The sequence below is a fragment of the Achromobacter sp. FW305-C-28 genome, assembly GCF_058783235.1.
The window spans coordinates 128,798-144,254 of the sequence record NZ_JBYSYL010000009.1 but is presented as its reverse complement, the minus strand read 5'-3'; the positions used below and the strand labels follow the sequence as shown (position 1 = coordinate 144,254).

The 15,457-nt window shown below is 64.9% G+C and carries 14 protein-coding genes; 10 read left to right on the top strand and 4 right to left on the bottom strand.

All coding sequences use genetic code 11. From position 1 onward, the window contains the following. Positions 1-221: 221 nt before the first annotated feature. A complete protein-coding gene (locus tag AC3WMR_RS21485; RefSeq protein WP_492264855.1) occupies positions 222-1,196 on the top strand; it encodes a GIY-YIG nuclease family protein in 975 nt (324 codons plus the stop codon). Between the two features lie 120 nt (positions 1,197-1,316). Here AC3WMR_RS21485 and AC3WMR_RS21480 read toward each other — a convergent pair whose 3' ends face one another. After that, positions 1,317-2,510 (bottom strand): acetylornithine transaminase, encoded by a 1,194-nt coding sequence (locus tag AC3WMR_RS21480; RefSeq protein WP_492264854.1) that lies wholly within the window; start codon positions 2,508-2,510, stop codon positions 1,317-1,319. Between the two features lie 212 nt (positions 2,511-2,722). Here AC3WMR_RS21480 and AC3WMR_RS21475 point away from each other — a divergent pair, with 212 nt between their 5' ends. Continuing rightward, positions 2,723-3,688 (top strand): Bug family tripartite tricarboxylate transporter substrate binding protein, encoded by a 966-nt coding sequence (locus AC3WMR_RS21475; protein WP_492264853.1) that lies wholly within the window; start codon positions 2,723-2,725, stop codon positions 3,686-3,688. Positions 3,689-3,757: 69 nt separating this feature from the next. On the opposite strand, the gene AC3WMR_RS21470 is transcribed toward AC3WMR_RS21475, so the two are convergent. Further along, entirely contained in the window at positions 3,758-4,333 is a 576-nt protein-coding gene (locus tag AC3WMR_RS21470; protein ID WP_492264852.1) for a TetR/AcrR family transcriptional regulator, read from the bottom strand. A gap of 601 nt (positions 4,334-4,934) precedes the next feature. Between AC3WMR_RS21470 and AC3WMR_RS21465 the strand changes: the two genes are divergently transcribed. Genes AC3WMR_RS21465 through AC3WMR_RS21450 form a run of 4 tightly spaced genes read left to right on the top strand, consistent with a single transcriptional unit; the run spans position 4,935 to position 7,784 of the window. Then, positions 4,935-5,717, top strand: a complete 783-nt coding sequence (locus AC3WMR_RS21465; RefSeq protein ID WP_492264851.1) for a transporter substrate-binding domain-containing protein — start codon at positions 4,935-4,937, stop codon at positions 5,715-5,717. A gap of 27 nt (positions 5,718-5,744) precedes the next feature. Continuing rightward, positions 5,745-6,413, top strand: coding sequence for an amino acid ABC transporter permease (locus AC3WMR_RS21460; RefSeq protein WP_492264850.1), 669 nt, complete (start codon positions 5,745-5,747; stop codon positions 6,411-6,413). Further along, positions 6,410-7,066 carry an amino acid ABC transporter permease gene (locus tag AC3WMR_RS21455; protein WP_492264849.1) on the top strand — a complete coding sequence of 219 codons (657 nt, stop codon included), beginning with the start codon at positions 6,410-6,412 and terminating at the stop codon, positions 7,064-7,066. Before AC3WMR_RS21460 ends, AC3WMR_RS21455 begins: the two co-directional genes overlap by 4 nt. Then, on the top strand, positions 7,047-7,784 hold the full coding sequence (locus tag AC3WMR_RS21450) for an amino acid ABC transporter ATP-binding protein (protein ID WP_492264848.1): 738 nt from the start codon (positions 7,047-7,049) through the stop codon (positions 7,782-7,784). Before AC3WMR_RS21455 ends, AC3WMR_RS21450 begins: the two co-directional genes overlap by 20 nt. A gap of 12 nt (positions 7,785-7,796) precedes the next feature. Here the strand turns inward: AC3WMR_RS21450 and AC3WMR_RS21445 are convergent, their stop codons facing one another. Then, positions 7,797-9,167 (bottom strand): DUF6630 family protein, encoded by a 1,371-nt coding sequence (locus tag AC3WMR_RS21445; RefSeq protein ID WP_492264847.1) that lies wholly within the window; start codon positions 9,165-9,167, stop codon positions 7,797-7,799. A 20-nt stretch (positions 9,168-9,187) separates the two neighbouring features. Beyond that, positions 9,188-10,327, bottom strand: a complete 1,140-nt coding sequence (locus tag AC3WMR_RS21440; protein ID WP_492264846.1) for a DSD1 family PLP-dependent enzyme — start codon at positions 10,325-10,327, stop codon at positions 9,188-9,190. Between the two features lie 222 nt (positions 10,328-10,549). Between AC3WMR_RS21440 and AC3WMR_RS21435 the strand changes: the two genes are divergently transcribed. The 4 genes from AC3WMR_RS21435 to gluQRS all read left to right on the top strand — a co-directional run bounded on the left by AC3WMR_RS21435 (position 10,550) and on the right by gluQRS (position 15,385). Further along, positions 10,550-11,509: a TAXI family TRAP transporter solute-binding subunit gene (locus AC3WMR_RS21435; RefSeq protein ID WP_175192247.1), complete on the top strand. Its 960-nt coding sequence runs from the start codon at positions 10,550-10,552 to the stop codon at positions 11,507-11,509. 150 nt (positions 11,510-11,659) lie between these two features. Then, complete coding sequence (locus AC3WMR_RS21430) at positions 11,660-13,699, top strand: TRAP transporter permease (protein ID WP_492264982.1); 2,040 nt, start codon at positions 11,660-11,662, stop codon at positions 13,697-13,699. Positions 13,700-13,946: 247 nt separating this feature from the next. Continuing rightward, positions 13,947-14,405: a Smg family protein gene (locus tag AC3WMR_RS21425; RefSeq protein ID WP_263912723.1), complete on the top strand. Its 459-nt coding sequence runs from the start codon at positions 13,947-13,949 to the stop codon at positions 14,403-14,405. Positions 14,406-14,509: 104 nt separating this feature from the next. After that, complete coding sequence (gene gluQRS / locus AC3WMR_RS21420; protein ID WP_492264845.1) at positions 14,510-15,385, top strand: tRNA glutamyl-Q(34) synthetase GluQRS; 876 nt, start codon at positions 14,510-14,512, stop codon at positions 15,383-15,385. The last annotated feature ends 72 nt before the right edge of the window (positions 15,386-15,457 follow it).

Below are 15,457 nucleotides of genomic sequence, written 5' to 3'. Positions count from 1 at the left end.
ACAGCTCGGACTTCATTTCTAGGCGTAGGGTTGCGCTCACACGGCGGAGGTTACCGCCACATGCCTCGCAAACAACACGCGGTGTGTAGCGTTGCTTGTAGGGCGGCTTGGGCTCATATGAATTAAAGGTGTCAGGCTACAGCCTTCATATCTAGGGCCCACGTGTTCGCTCGTTGCTTCTAGGCGAGTGACTTTGCCTAAAACAGCCATCATCTCGGGATTTGAAATCAGCTTCCGACTATAATCCCCTAAGAATAAATCCTCAGCATTTCTCCATTTTTCATAATCCTCTCCCCCAGAAAAACATGCCGTTTGGAAAAACCGTCAGGATTTTTTTGCCAGATGCGACCGTCATGGGTCTACGCCATGCGGAAATCATCAATAGAACGGCACAAGCGACAGCGTGCCCCCGTAGTCGGCTGGACGAATTAAAGCAGTGGCCAGAAACAGCGAAGCCCGGCGTCTATTTCTTGTTCGAAGCTCGACTGGGTGATGCTCAACCGACGGCGTACGTGGGTGAATCAGAGAATGCATCAGACAGGCTTCTCACTCATGATAGGCAGAAGGAATTTTGGAATGAAGTCGTTATCTTTACTAGTAAGGACGACAACCTCACCAAATCACACGTCAAATATCTCGAATCCAGACTCGACAGTCTTGCAAAATCTGCTGGCAGATACAGCCTCGACAATGCAAACACTCCAACGCAGTCCAACTTATCAAGAGCGGACCGCGAGGCGATGGAGGAATTTCTGGAAGATATACGACTAATACTCGGCACGCTGGGCTACCCAATTTTGGAACCGTTGCTTCACACCTCTAGATCACAGCCGGTTGCATCGGTCATCGCTTCGCCAAGTCTAGTGGCAGGGAAGGAACTGACTTTCACTGTCCATAGGTTGAAGGCCACGGGAGTACAGAGTGACGAAGGTTTCGTACTGAAGGAAGGCTCAACAGCATCGAAATCACATACGGACAGCCTCTATCCGAAGCTCCTCAAACTGAAGGACCAATTGTTATCAGATGGACGACTCGTTGACGAAGGCGACCATCTTCGACTTACACAGGATTTACTCATGAGCTCATCCAGCTACGCCGCTGCGCTAATCGCAGGGACTGCGCGCAGCGGCCCTCAAAGCTGGTTTGATTCCGATGGGAAATCGCTGAAAGAACTGGAAGATATTGCAGTCGAATAAGTGCTAGCCGAGGGTGCTGTAAATCCCCCCGCATCCTATTCCAACAGCTTGGAACACAAAAAAATGAAGGGCCGCAGCTCACGCTGCGGCCCTTCATTTCTTTCTACCGATTGAGGCGAATTACGCTTTACGCACCTGTGCGATCAACCCATCCAACTGCGTCAGCATCGTATCGATTTCCTCACCCGTCACATTCAACGCCGGCATAAACCGCAGCAAATTCCCCCGCGGCGCATTCAGCAGCAACCCAGCCGGAGCCAGATTCCGCGCAGCTTCCACAATCGCCGGAGCATCATCGCGATCCATCACCAGCGCACGCAGCAACCCCATCCCACGCTCGCCCTTCATGCCGTACTTGGCCGACAAGGCCAACAACCCTTCCGAAAGCTGCTTGGCACGCGCATTAACCGACTCCATAAAGCCAGGCGCAGCCAGCGCATCAAACACCGCCACCCCCACAGCCGCCATCAACGGATTGCCGTTATACGTGCCGCCCTGGTCCCCGTGCGAGAACACGCAGACTTCCTGACGCGCCAACAACGCCGCCAGCGGCACACCGCCACCAATCCCCTTGGCCAGCGTCATGATGTCCGGCACCACGTCCGACTGCTGGTACGCAAACATCGTCCCCGTACGACCCATACCGGTCTGCACTTCGTCCACGATGAACAACAGCTTGTGCTCATCGGCCAGCTTGCGCAGGCCCTGCATGAATTCCTTGGTGGCGGGGATGACGCCGGCTTCGCCCTGGACGGGTTCCAGCATGATGGCGACGGTCTGATCGTCGATCAGCGCACGCACCGATTCCAGATCATTGATCTCCGCCTTCGGGAACCCTTCGACCTGCGGCGCGAACATCTTGTCCCAGCCCGGCTTGCCCGACGCGGACATCGTGGCCAGCGTGCGGCCGTGGAAGCCGTGGTTCATGGTGATGATCTTGTAGGCGCCTTTCTTGTTGACCTGGCCCCACTTGCGCGCCAGCTTGATGGCGCCTTCGTTGGCTTCGCCGCCGCTGTTGGCGAAGAAGACGCGGTCGAAGACCGAGGCGCCGGTCAGGCGCTGGGCCAGTTCGATGGACGGCAGGTTGTAGAACGCCGGGGACGGGTTCATCAGCAGTTTGGACTGCTCGAGCAGGGCTTTCTGCATTTCCGGGGCGCAGTGGCCCAGGGTGTTGACGGCCCAGCCCTGGACGAAGTCCAGGTATCGCTTGCCCGCGTGATCCTCCAGCCAGGATCCCTGGCCGCGCACGAACACGAGGTCCGGGCGGGAGGTGATCTCCATGAGGGCGTTGACGTTGAACTGGCTGAATTCCATGGCGGTTCCTGCTGAAATGGGAGGACAGGGGTTGAAAAGGGTGGGAAACGCTAAAAGGTGAATTTAGCACCGGCGCGGGAATGCTATCGTGACGCACCCCCTGCCGATCCGCCCCCGGGCCGCCCCAAAAGGGCCGCCAGCGCGGGGCTCTCTATTTTATGCAACAGGCGCGGCACTGCGCGGCGCCTTCTGTCGCTTTTTACTGACCGATCATGACAAGAATTCTTTCCAGTCTCGCCGCCGGCCTGGTGCTGGCCGCTGCCGCCACGGCGGCGCATGCCGAATATCCCGACCGCGCTATCCGCCTGATCGTGCCTTTCCCGCCGGGGCAGGCCACCGACATTTTTGCCCGGGCCCTGGCCGAAAAGCTGGGCACGGCGCTGAAACAGCCCATCGTGGTGGAAAACCGCGCGGGCGCGGGCAGCAATATCGGCATGGAGCAGGCCGCGCGCGCGACGCCGGACGGGTACACGCTGGTGATCGCGGGCTCTGCGGCGGCGGTGAACCAGACGCTGTACAAGACCATCAATTACAGCCTGACGAACGATTTTGCGCCGGTGTCGGGGGTGTTTTCGGTGCCGCTGATGTTCCTGGCGACGCCGGCGTCGGGGATTACGTCGCTCAAGCAATTGGTGACGCAGGCGCGCGCCAATCCGGGCGAGCTGGCCTACGCCAGCGCGGGGATCGGCGGCACGCAGCATTTGTCGGCCGAGATGTTCAAGGCGGCGGCCAATATCGATATCCGCCACATTCCCTATAAGGGCAGCGGCCCGGCGCAGGCGGATTTCCTGGGCCATCAGGTGCCGTTGATGGTGGATTCGGTGACGGCGGGCCTGCCGCACGTGCAGAGCAAGAAGGCGGTGGCGCTGGCGGTGACGACGGCCAAGCGCCTGCCGCAACTGCCGGATGTGCCGACGGTGGCGGAAAGCGGCTATCCGGACTTTGAGGCGATCGGCTGGGCGTCGGTGCTGGCGCCGCGTGATACGCCGCCGGCGATTACGAAGTACCTGAGCCAGCAGATCGGCCATGTGCTGGGCACGCCGGAAATGCAGAAGTTCTTCCGGGATCGTGGCGCGGAACCGATGCCGCTGACGCCCGAGGCCACCGGCACGTTCATCGCGGGCGAGGTGGACAAGTGGGGCAAGGCTGTGAAGCAGTCCGGCGCGCAGGTGGATTGAGGGCGGTTGAGAGCAAGCGGGTCGCTGGCGTGCCTGGAGCGGCCCGGCGATCGGCCGTTTACCCGTGGTTCAGCGCCCCTTGCGGGCGCTTTTTTCTTTATGTCCCAGCGCATCCATGGCGGCCGCGACGATGTGGCCGCGCCATTCGCGCTTGACGTCCATGCGCGCGGCGGTCAGGGCGGCGATGCCCAGGCCACAGAAGGCGCTGGTGACGCGGACCACGCGGTCCAGTTCGAGCTTGGCCACGTCGATGCCCAGCGCGGCGTACAGCGTGAGGCCGGTCTTGATGAGTTCGGGTTCGACGTCGGCGCCTTGGTCCGCCAGACGGTTGGCCAAGGCTGACAGGCCGGGCCAGTCGTAGGTGAAGTCGACGGATGCCTCGACCACGGCGCGGTCGCGTTCGATGCCGACGGGGATATGCTCGACGCTCTCCAGCAGGGCCTGCATGTGGTCGGAACCGGTCTTGAGCGCCGCTTCGTAGATGGCCTGTTTGCTGGGGTAGTGGTGCAGCAGGCCGGCCTTCGAGTAATTCATGGCGTCGGCGATCTGCTGCAGCGAGGTATGCGCGAAGCCGTGGCGGGCAAAGAGGCCGGCGGCACGGTCCAGGATCTCGGCGTCTATTTCGGATTTGGTGGGTTTGGGCATGAGCAATTCTTCCGGTACGGCGCATTTTGCCTGATGCGGCCCTAGAGCGCTGCGCGGGGCAAGGCCGACATGATGCCGACAAAAGGCACCACGCGGGGCGGCGGCTCGGTCAGGCACAGGCAGGCGGCGGTGCCAAGCAGTAGCGCCAGGGCGGCGGCCCGCTTCAGTTTTCCGTGGCGGGACGCCGCCCGCAAGCGACTTGGGGCGCGCGACGGGGTCGGCGTAGGACAGGAACGGGGCAACGCGGTTTCCTAGGCGTGGGAACGGAACCACCGGCCATCGCCGGCCGGGCAGCCATCCCGGGGGAAGGGGAAGCGTCCGGCCATATTAAACCAATTCGGTATTTTTCCAACCATATTGGTTGAAAGTAAGATTTGTGGCCCGTTCGTGGCCGCAGGGGGTCATGGCGGTGCGAGCGATGCGCCAAGACAGCGCATCGCGCACCAGCACGGTGCGATAGCGCCTGCCGCTCACCCGCATGCCAACCCGGGGACAAGGCGCCGCGCAAATGGCACGGAACTTGCTTTTCCAGTTTTGTATACCGAATCGGTGTGCAACGCCCAACCCCGCTCTTGGGGCGGCGCGCCCTGGAGAGTTCCTCATGAAGCGTAGAACCCTGTTGCTGTCCCTTTGCACTGCCGCCACGTTGCTGGCCGCGCCGCTTACGCATGCCGACACGCTGGACGACATCGTCAAGAGCGGCACCATCAAGATCGCCGTGCCGCAGGACTTTCCGCCGTTCGGGTCGGTGGGCGCGGACATGAAGCCGCTGGGCTACGACATCGATACGGCCGCGCTGATCGCCAAGCAGCTGGGCGTGAAGCTGGAACTGGTGCCGGTGACCAGCGCCAACCGGGTGCCGTACCTGCAGACGCGCAAGGTGGACCTGGTGATTTCCAGCCTGGGCAAGAACCCGGAACGCGAGAAGGCGATCGACTTCTCGGACGCGTATGCGCCGTTCTTCAATGGCGTGTTCGGCCCCGCGGACCTGAAGGTGGCGTCGGCCGCCGACCTGGCGGGCAAGACCATCGGCGTGACGCGCGGCGCGGTGGAAGACATCGAGCTGACCAAGATCGCGCCGCCCACGGCCACGCTCAAGCGCTATGAAGACAACAACGGCACCATCACGGCCTTTCTGTCGGGCCAGGTGCCGCTGATCGCGACGGGCAATGTGGTGGCCGCGGCCATCCTGGCGCGCAACCCGCCCAAAAAGCCCGAGACCAAGTTCCTGATCAAGGATTCGCCCTGCTACATCGGCCTGAACAAGGACGAGCCCAAGCTGCGCGCCAAGGTCAACGAGATTCTCGCCAACGCCAAGCGTGATGGCTCGCTGGCGGCAATCTCCAAGAAGTGGCTGGGCGCCGATCTGCCCAAGGATCTGTAAGGCAGGCGCGCGCGCCGGGGCGCCCTGATGGCTTACCAATTCGACTTCGCTTCCGTGCTGGACTACACGCCGGTGCTCATCAAGGGCATCGGCGTGACGATCGAGCTGATCGCCTTTGGCGCCGTGGTCGGCGTGGCGCTGGGCATTGGCTGCGCCTGGGCGCGCACGCACGGCCCGCGCTGGTTGCGCGTGCCCGTCACCGCGTATGTAGAGACGGTGCGCAACACGCCGTTTCTGATCCAGCTGTTCTTTGTGTTCTTTGGCCTGCCGTCGCTGGGCATCCAGCTGGGCGAGATGCAGGCGGCCTGCCTGGCGATGGCGCTGAATCTGGGCGCGTACAGCGCCGAGATCATCCGCGCCGGCATCGACGCCACGCCCAAGGGCCAGTACGAGGCCGGCGCGAGCCTGGCGATGACGCGTGGGCAGGTGTTCCGGCACATCGTGCTGAAACCCGCGCTGGCGCGCATCTGGCCGGCGCTGTCGTCGCAGATCGTGATCGTGATGCTGGGGTCGGCGGTGTGTTCGCAGATCGCGGCGGAAGACCTGACGTTCGCGGCGAACTTCATTCAGTCGCGCAATTTTCGGGCGTTTGAAGTGTATTTCGTGACGACCGGCATTTATCTGGCGCTGTCGGTGCTGCTACGCCAACTGCTGCGCATGACGGGCAAGCGGCTGTTTCGCAAGGCGGTGCGATGATCGAATTCTCTACCTGGGACATTGTCCGCAACCTGTTGCTGGCCGCGCGCTGGACGATCGTGCTGTCGCTGGTGGCGTTCGCGGGCGGCGCGTTGATGGGGTCGCTGGCGCTGATGATGCGTACGTCGCGCGTGACGCTGATGCGGCGCGTCAGCTGGGCCTACATCGAACTCTTTCAGGGCACGCCGCTGCTGATGCAGCTGTTCCTGGCGTTCTTCGGTTTGTCGCTGGCGGGCATCGAGGTGCCGCCGTGGCTGGCCGCGGGCGCGGCGCTGACGCTGTGGTCGGGGGCCTTTCTGGCCGAGATCTGGCGCGGCTGCGTCGAGGCGATTCCGAAGGGGCAGTGGGAAGCCTCGGCCAGCCTGGCGCTGGGCTACGTGCAGCAGATGCGCTATGTGGTGCTGCCGCAGGCGCTGCGCATCGGTGTCGCGCCCACCGTCGGCTTTGCCGTGCAGATCGTCAAGAGCACGGCGCTGACTTCGATCATCGGGTTCACCGAGCTGTCCAAGGCCAGCACGGTGATCACCAACGCCACCTTCAGCCCCTTCACCGTCTATGCCTGCGCCGCGCTCATTTATTTTGCGCTGTGCTGGCCCCTGTCGCGCCTCAGCCTTCGGCTGGAAAGGAAGTTGCATGCCCCTCATCGCCCTTGAAGACGTCCGCAAGAAGTTCGGCGACAACGAAGTCCTGAAAGGGGTGACGTTGCGCGTGGAGCCTGGCGAGGTGATCGCCATTATCGGCAAAAGCGGTTCCGGCAAAAGCACACTGCTGCGCTGCGTGAACGGGCTGGAGCAGATCGATGGTGGCGCGATCATGGTGGCGGACGCGCAGCTGGGCGAAGATGAATTGCGGTTACGCGCCCTGCGGCTGAAGGTGGGCATGATCTTTCAGCAGTTCAACCTGTTTCCGCACCTGACGGTGGGACGCAACGTGATGCTGTCGCCGATGGTGGCCAAGCGGCTGCCGGAAGCGCAGGCGGCTGACCTGGCGCGCGCCATGCTGACGCGCGTGGGGCTGGGCCACAAGTTTGATGCCTGGCCCGAGGAATTGTCGGGCGGGCAGCAGCAGCGCGTGGCGATTGCCCGCGCATTGGCGATGCAGCCGCTGGCGCTGCTGTGCGACGAGATCACGTCGGCGCTGGACCCGGAGCTGGTCAACGAAGTGCTGGCGGTGGTGCGCGAGCTGGCCGCCGACGGCATGACGCTGTTGATGGTGACACACGAGATGCGCTTTGCGCGCGAGGTGTGCGACCGCGTGGTGTTCATGCACCAGGGCAGGGTGCACGAGATCGGTCCGCCCGAGGAATTGTTCACGTCGCCGGCCACGCCGGAATTGCGGCAGTTTCTGGGGATGACGGATCTGGCCCGATAGGGCGTGCGCGGCTCAGGCGGCTGGCAGCCGGCCCGGCAGGGCAGCGAATTGGCCCAGGCGTACGTGACGCAGTTGTCCGCCCACCACCACATCACCATCCGGCAGGATGAAAACGCGCTGGATGCCGCTGTCCAGGTCAAGCGCGCCATGGCAGATGCGCAGGACCTGGCCGGACTCAAGATGCCATAGCTGGCCCAGGTCCAGGCTGCGATGGGGCGCGTGCCAATGGCCCAGCAGCAGCCAGCCTTGTGGCAACGGCTGCAAGGTCATGCCACCGGAGGGCAGGTGCTGGGGCCGCTGGCGGCTCACGGCCAAGGCATCCAGGTCGGCATGGCACAGCGCATCGTCTTCGAGCCACGCGAGGCTGGCGTCATCATAGGCGACGGGGGACGAGATATCCCCGGATGCGGCGTCGGGATAGTGCCATGCCAAGGGCTGCAATGGGCCGTCGCGCCACAGCAGCAACTGGCCCCGGCACAACACGCAAAGGCGTCCGTCCGCCAGCGGTATCACGGCCGAGCGGTCGCTAACGGGGCGCCGCTGCGGCGGCGCGGTGTAACGCAGCATGGGCTCGATCGTGGCCGGGTCGTCCTGTGTGGCGAAAGCCCGATACGCGAACACCATGCCGCGGTCGACCAGCAGCAGATCATCGCCCGCGAAACCCAGGCTGAATTCGGGCGTGCGGCGTTGCGCCTGCGCCGCGCGCGGCGGCAGCGCGATGCCGGGCCGATGGGCTGACACGCCATCGACCTGCCGCGCACGCAGCAAGTGGGCGTAGGGCGTGCTCGCCACGCCGTCGGGGCCTTGTTCGATCCAGGCATGCACGCCATTGGCGGCCACCGCCGACGCCAGCACGCCGCGGCGCGGCTGGAACTTGCCGGTGACGGCATGCAAGGTTGGCCAGTCGCGCAGATCCACCAGCTCCGGCACTGCCGTGTCACGATTGGCCACGCAGGCCCAGCCCGGCGCAAGCGCAACGCATTGGGACAGGTCCAGATAGTCGCCGGGCCGGGCCAGCGGGCCGGATACGGGAAGGGGCAGCGAGGCCTGGACACCCTGCGCCGCGCCGTCCTGCCGACGCAGCACGGCTTGCCCGCCTTGCCCGATGATTCGCGCCACGGTGCCGCGGGCGTCCGCCAACGGCACGATCAGCAGATGAATGCCGTCGTCGCCTTCGTCCTGCTCGATCAGCGCCAGACCCAGCGCTTCGAGGTCCTGGCCCAGCAGGGGCAGGTAGAGGTCGGCGCTGTCATCGCGCAGCGCGGCACACAGAGCATCCAGCCGCGCGGCGGCCAGGGCCGGGTAGCGCGTGGCATACGCCTGCCGCAGCGTGCCCAGCAGCTCGGGCAGCGGCGCTTTCCAGTCGAAGGACAAGAGCTCCATCGCGATCCGCCAGGCCGGTATCAGCGCGAGAAGCCGCGCGCCGAGATTTCCCAGATGTCCTGCACGATGCCGTCGCGAACCACCACCAGGCCGTCGTGCAGGTTGAAGGTGGGGTCGACGTGCGAGGGCACCAGCAGCAGCGTGTCGCCCAGCGCGGGGGGCTGCGTGCCTTCGGCGACGCGCACCACGCCATGCTCGTCGTTGATGGCGGCGTACGTCAGGCCCGGCGTGCCGTGGATCGCGGGTGGGCCGCATTCAGCGGTGGTGGATTTCAAGCCCGCGTCCAGGATGACGCGATCCGGCGCGGGCGTGCTCATCACGGTGGACAGCACGAACAGGCTGTTCTTGAAGGTGAGCGGGCCGTCCCATTCATTGGCGCCGTAGTCGCCGTCCATGAACGCGTACGAGCCGGCCTGCAATTCGGTGAAGACGCCGCTGGCGGCGTCGAATTCGGCGCTGCCGGTGCCGCCGCCCGTGATGGTGTCGCAGGCGATGCCGCTTTCACGCAGCAGCAGCTGATACGACGCGGCGATGCGCGCGGCCTGGCGGCAGACGTCGGCGCGTTCCTGGCGGGTGCGGAAATGCTGTACCGACCCGTGATAGGCCTGCAGGCCGGCGAATTCCACGCCCGGCAGCGCGCGCGCCTGTTGCGCCAGCGCCAGCACCGTGGCGTCGTCGGACACGCCGCAGCGGCCCTGGCCGACGTCCACTTCCACCAGCACGTCGATCTGGGCGCCCGCCGCGGCCATGGCTTGCGAGATCTGCGCCAGGTTGGCGGCATTGTCGACACAGACACTGATCTTGGCCACGCGCGCCAGCTGGGCCAGCAGTTTCAGCTTGGCGGGGCCGACGACTTCGTTGCTGATGTGGATGTCTCGGATGCCGGCAGCCACGAAGGGCAGGGCCTCGCTGACCTTCTGGCAGCAGATGCCGCGTGCGCCCAGCGCCAGTTGGCGCAGGGCGATTTCGGGGCACTTGTGGGCCTTGGCATGCGGGCGCAGCGCGACCTCGTGACGGTCGGCCCAGGCCTGCATGGCGCGCAGGTTGGCCTCGAAGGCGGTCAGGTCCAGCACCAGGCTGGGCGTATCGACGCTGGCCAAGGGATCGCCCACCTGGGCGGGCGGGGGCAGCGCGATGCCGCGTATGACTTCCTGGGACATCTGGACACTCCGTTGTCTGGACTGCAAGAGAGGTAGCCACCCCCTGGTAAACGATAGCCTTGCAAGCATTGGCTAGGGGGTGCCGCCATGCCAGAATTTCACCACAAATAGAGCCTCCCACGGCAGGCCCGCCCAAGCGGGCTTTTGCTCGATAGGGGGGCCAGGTCACGAAACGGCCCGCAGCGCAATGCATGCCCCTTATCGAACCCTGGAGAAGCTCGCATGAAATCAAAAAGCTGGATCACCACCCTGGCCTTGGCGTTGTCCCTGACGGCCGCGGCCGGCGCGGCGCAAGCGCAGCAGTTCTTCCGCATCGGCACCGGCGGCACCGCCGGCACCTATTACCCCATCGGCGGCATCATCGGCAACGCCGTGTCGCAGCCCGGCAAACTGATCGCCACGGCAGTGGCGTCCAACGGGTCGGTCGCCAACATCAACGGCATCATCGGCGGCTCGTTCGAAGCCGGCTTCACGCAATCGGATGTGGCGTTCTGGGCCTATAGCGGCACCGGCACGTTCGAAGGCAAGCCCAAGGCGCAAGACCTGCGCTTGATCGCCACGCTGTATCCGGAAAGCATCCACCTGGTCACGCGCAAGGGCGCGGGCATCAAGGGCGTGGCCGACCTGAAGGGCAAGCGTGTGTCGATGGACGAACCCGGCTCTGGCACGCTGGTGGACGTGCGCCTGATCCTGGGCGCCTATGGCCTGACCGACAAGGACATCAAGGCCGAATACCTCAAGCCCAACCAGGCGGGCGACAAGCTCAAGGACGGCGGGCTGGACGCGTTCTTCTTCGTGGGCGGCGCCCCGGCCGGCGCGATTGCCGAACTGGCCTCCACCGGCGGCATCGAACTGGTGCCGCTGGTGGGGCCGGAAATTGATGCACTGCGGGCCAAGCAGGAGTTCTTCACGCCTGACGTGATTGCCGCCAACACGTACCAGAACGTGCCCGAGGTGAAGACCATTTCGGTCAACGCGCAGATGGTCACGTCGGCCAAGATCCCCGAGCAGACCGTGTACGAGGTCACCAAGGCGCTGTACAGCGACGCCACCCGCAAGACGCTGGATTCGGGCCACGCCAAGGGCAAGCTCATCACGCGCGACAACGCGGTCAAGGGCGCGGGCATTCCGTTCCATCCCGGCGCCGAGAAGTTCTACAAGGAAGTCGGGCTGCTGAAGTAGGGCGCGGTCGTCCGCGAACGCAGTCCGCGCACCGAAGGCCGCGATCAGCAGGCCTGGAACCGGACCGCAACCCCCCGCGCGGATTGCCGCGCGGCGTCTGGGCAGGGCCACGCGGCCCTGCCCGCGCAGCCCTTGCCGAGACCCATGGTTATGGAAATCGACCACCAGAAGACCCAGCAGTTGGCGGAAAAGTACGACTCGGAAATCCGCTTCCGCCCGCTGGACAAGACCGCCACGTGGATCGTGTCGGGCCTGCTCGTCACGCTGTCCCTGTTCCATTACTACACGGCGGGCTTCGGCCTGCTGCGCGAAGCCACGCACCGCGGGGTGCACCTGGCGTTCGTGTTGAGCCTGATCTTCCTGGTGTTCGGGTTTTCCAAATCACACTACCAGCGCGAGCCGCGTTCCACCTGGTACGCGCCGGGCGGTATTCCGCTGTATGACTGGATCATCGCCGTGGCGCTGGCGCTGTCGGTGCTGTACATCCCATACATCTTCGAGGACCTGGCTTTCCGCGTGGGCAACCCGATGCCCCTCGATGTCTTCATGGGTTCGATCCTGCTGATCGGCCTGCTGGAGGCCACGCGCCGCGCCATGGGCTGGCCGCTGCCCATCATCGCTCTCGTATTCATGGCCTATGCCATGTTCGGGCCGTATTTCCCCGGGCTGCTCAAGCACGCGGGCAACAACTGGTCCCAGATCGTCAACCACATGTACCTGACCAGCCAGGGCGTGTACGGCGTGGCGGTGGGCGTGGTGGCGACGTACGTCTTTCACTTCGTGCTGTTCGGCGTGCTGGCCACGCGCATCGGCCTGGGCCAGCTGTTCCTGGATGTGGCGTCCACCATCGCGGGGCGCTATGCCGGCGGCCCGGCCAAGGTGTCGGTGTTCGGGTCGGCCATGTTCGGCATGCTGTCGGGATCATCGGTGGCCAATGCGGTGACCGTGGGCTCGCTGACGATTCCCGCGATGATCCGCGTCGGCTATCCGCGGCATTTCGCGGCAGGGGTCGAAGCGGCCAGCAGCACCGGCGGGCAGATCACGCCGCCCATCATGGGTGCGGCGGCTTTCCTGATGATCGAATTCCTGGGCATTCCGTATCAGCAGATCGCCATCGCGGGCATCTTCCCGGCGTTTCTGTATTTCTTCGGCATGTTCATGCAGGTGCACTTCGAGGCCAAGCGCGAGGGCCTGCGCGGGCTGACCGAAGCAGAAATGCCCAAACTCAAGCAATCGTTCAAGATGCGCTGGCCCACGCTGATTCCGCTGTTTCTGCTGATCGGCGTGCTGGCCAGCGGCCGCACGCCGTACCTGGCGGCGTTCGCCGGCATCACGGGCTGCATCGTGGTGGGCTTGCTCAATCCGTTCCAGCGGTTGCGCTGGCGCGATCTGTACGAAGCCTTCGAGACCGGTGCGAAATATGCGCTGGCGGTCGGCGCCGCGGCGGGCACGGTGGGCATCGTGATCGGCGTAGTCACGTTGACCGGCGTGGGCTTCAAGATCTCGTACATCGTGATCGCCGCCTCGCAGGCGCTGGCCGGCGGCGCCGCGATGTTCATTCCCGACGCGCTGGCCGACTTGCAGTCGCTGACGCTGATGGCCGCATTGATCATGACGGGCATCGTCTGCATCCTGATGGGCTGCGGCGTGCCCACCACCGCCAACTACCTGATCATGGTCGCGGTGGCCGCGCCCACGCTGGTGCAGCTGGGCGTGCAGCCCATCGCCGCGCACTTTTTCGTGTTCTATTTCGGCATCCTGGCCGACATCACGCCACCGGTGGCGCTGGCGGCCTACGCGGCGGCGGGCATGGCGGGCAGCGATCCGTTCAAGACCGGCAACACCGCGTTCAGGCTGGGCATCACCAAACTGATCGTGCCCTTCGTGTTCGTGTTCTCGCCGTCGCTGCTGATTTCGGTGCAGGGCTTCACCTGGTACGACTTCTTCGTGACGCTGTTCGGCTGCATGGTGGGGCTGGTGCTGCTGTCGGCGGCGTTCTCGCGCTACATGCTGGTGGGCATGAAAAGCTGGGAACGCTGGCTGTGCACGGTGGGTGCGCTGCTGACCATCATTCCGGGCTTGGCGAGCGGACTGATCGGCCTGGTCATCTGCATACCGGTGTTCCTGCGCCAGTTTGCCCAGCTCAAGCTGCAGGCCGCCCCCAAAACACCTGAAGGAGTGGGTCCTTGAGGGGGACGCGAGGGGATGGGACGTTAAAAAGGGGCAGACCCTGAAAGGCTGCCCCTGGCGTAGGGGAATCGCTGATTTTGACAGGCTCGGGGCGCAGAATGTGTGACTGTAGCGGGCCGACGACGGCCCGCGCCCTGGTCCTTGTCGCCGGTTGCCCGGCTAAATAAATCAGCGTAAAGTAAAATTCATGTTTGCTGGTCTGCCGATATGCGGGCCGACTGTGCAAACAGGCTCAAAACTGCGCCATATGTTCGATATCCTGGTTTATCTGTACGAGAATTACTACACGCCGCAAGCCTGTCCCGCCGCCGACGTGCTGGCCAAACGGCTGGCCGCCGCCGGGTTCGAGCACGAAGACATCGACGATGCGCTCGGGTGGCTCTACGGCTTGGCCGAAACCACCGAACGTTGCGTCGATCTCGCCACGGCGCCCACCACCGGCACCCGCATCTACACCGATAACGAATACCAGCAGCTGGGTTCCGAATCCATCGGCTTCATCGCCTTCCTGGAATCGGCCGGCGTGCTGCCCGCGCCGCTGCGCGAGATCGTCATCGACCGGGGCCTGGCTTCGCCGGAATCGCCCGTGCCGCTGTCCAAGATCAAGATCATCGCCCTCATGGTTCTCTGGAGCCAGGAAGCCGAGATCGACAACCTGGTCCTGGAAGAGCTGCTCGACGAAGACGGCGTACGCTTGCTGCACTGAACGACAGGCGCCGGCCGGCGCCAGGTTCTGTCTCTCGAAGGCGCCGCGTGCCTTTGCGCGCGGCGCCTTCACGTCTCAACCCCGTTGATCCCCATCGCCGCACCGTGACCTACATCGGCCGCTTCGCCCCCAGCCCCAGCGGCCCGCTGCACGCCGGGTCGCTGGTAGCCGCCCTGGCCAGTTGGCTGGACGCCCGCGCCCACGACGGCCGCTGGCTTTTGCGCATCGAAGACGTGGACACGCCGCGCACGGTGCCGGGCGCGGCCGAATTCATCATGCAGCAGCTGCGGGCGCTGGGCCTGCGCTGGGACGGCGACGTCATCTGGCAATCGCAGCGCGGCGACGCCTACCAGGCGGCCTTCGATACGCTGGCGGCCCGTGGCCTGGTGTACGGCTGCGGCTGCACCCGCCGCGAAATCGCCGATTCCGCCCTGCGCGGCCAGGCTGCCCCCGGCGCGGACGGCGAACGCCCGTACCCCGGCACCTGCCGCCACGGCCTGCCGCCCGGACGAGAGGCCCGCGCCTGGCGCGTGGTGATGCCGGAAGGGCTGGAACGCTTCGATGACCGCTGGCTGGGGCCCCAAGAGCAGGACGTGGCCCAGGCGGTGGGCGACATCGCCCTGAAACGCGCGGACGGCCTGTGGGCCTATCAGCTGGCGGTGGTGGTGGATGATGGCTTCCAGGGGGTGACCGACGTGGTGCGCGGTGCCGATCTGCTCAGTTCCACGGCGCGCCAGCGCGTACTGGGCCGGCTGCTGGGGCTGCCCCCGGTGCGCTACCTGCACGTGCCACTGATCCTGGACCCCGCCAGCGGCCTGAAACTGTCCAAGCAGAATGGGGCCCCGCCCATCGACATCGACGCGCCCCAGGCGTCGCTACAGGCCGCCTGGCGCGCCTTGGGCTTTGCGCCCTTGGCGGCCACCGACGTCCAGACTTTCCTGCGCGAAGCGACGGCGCACTGGGCGGCGCGCTTTCCTTAGTACCGCTGTCGCGCATCAGCAAGCAACCGGTACGCGCAGGGTATCCGCCGCCCGGGCGTGTGCCAGCGCGGC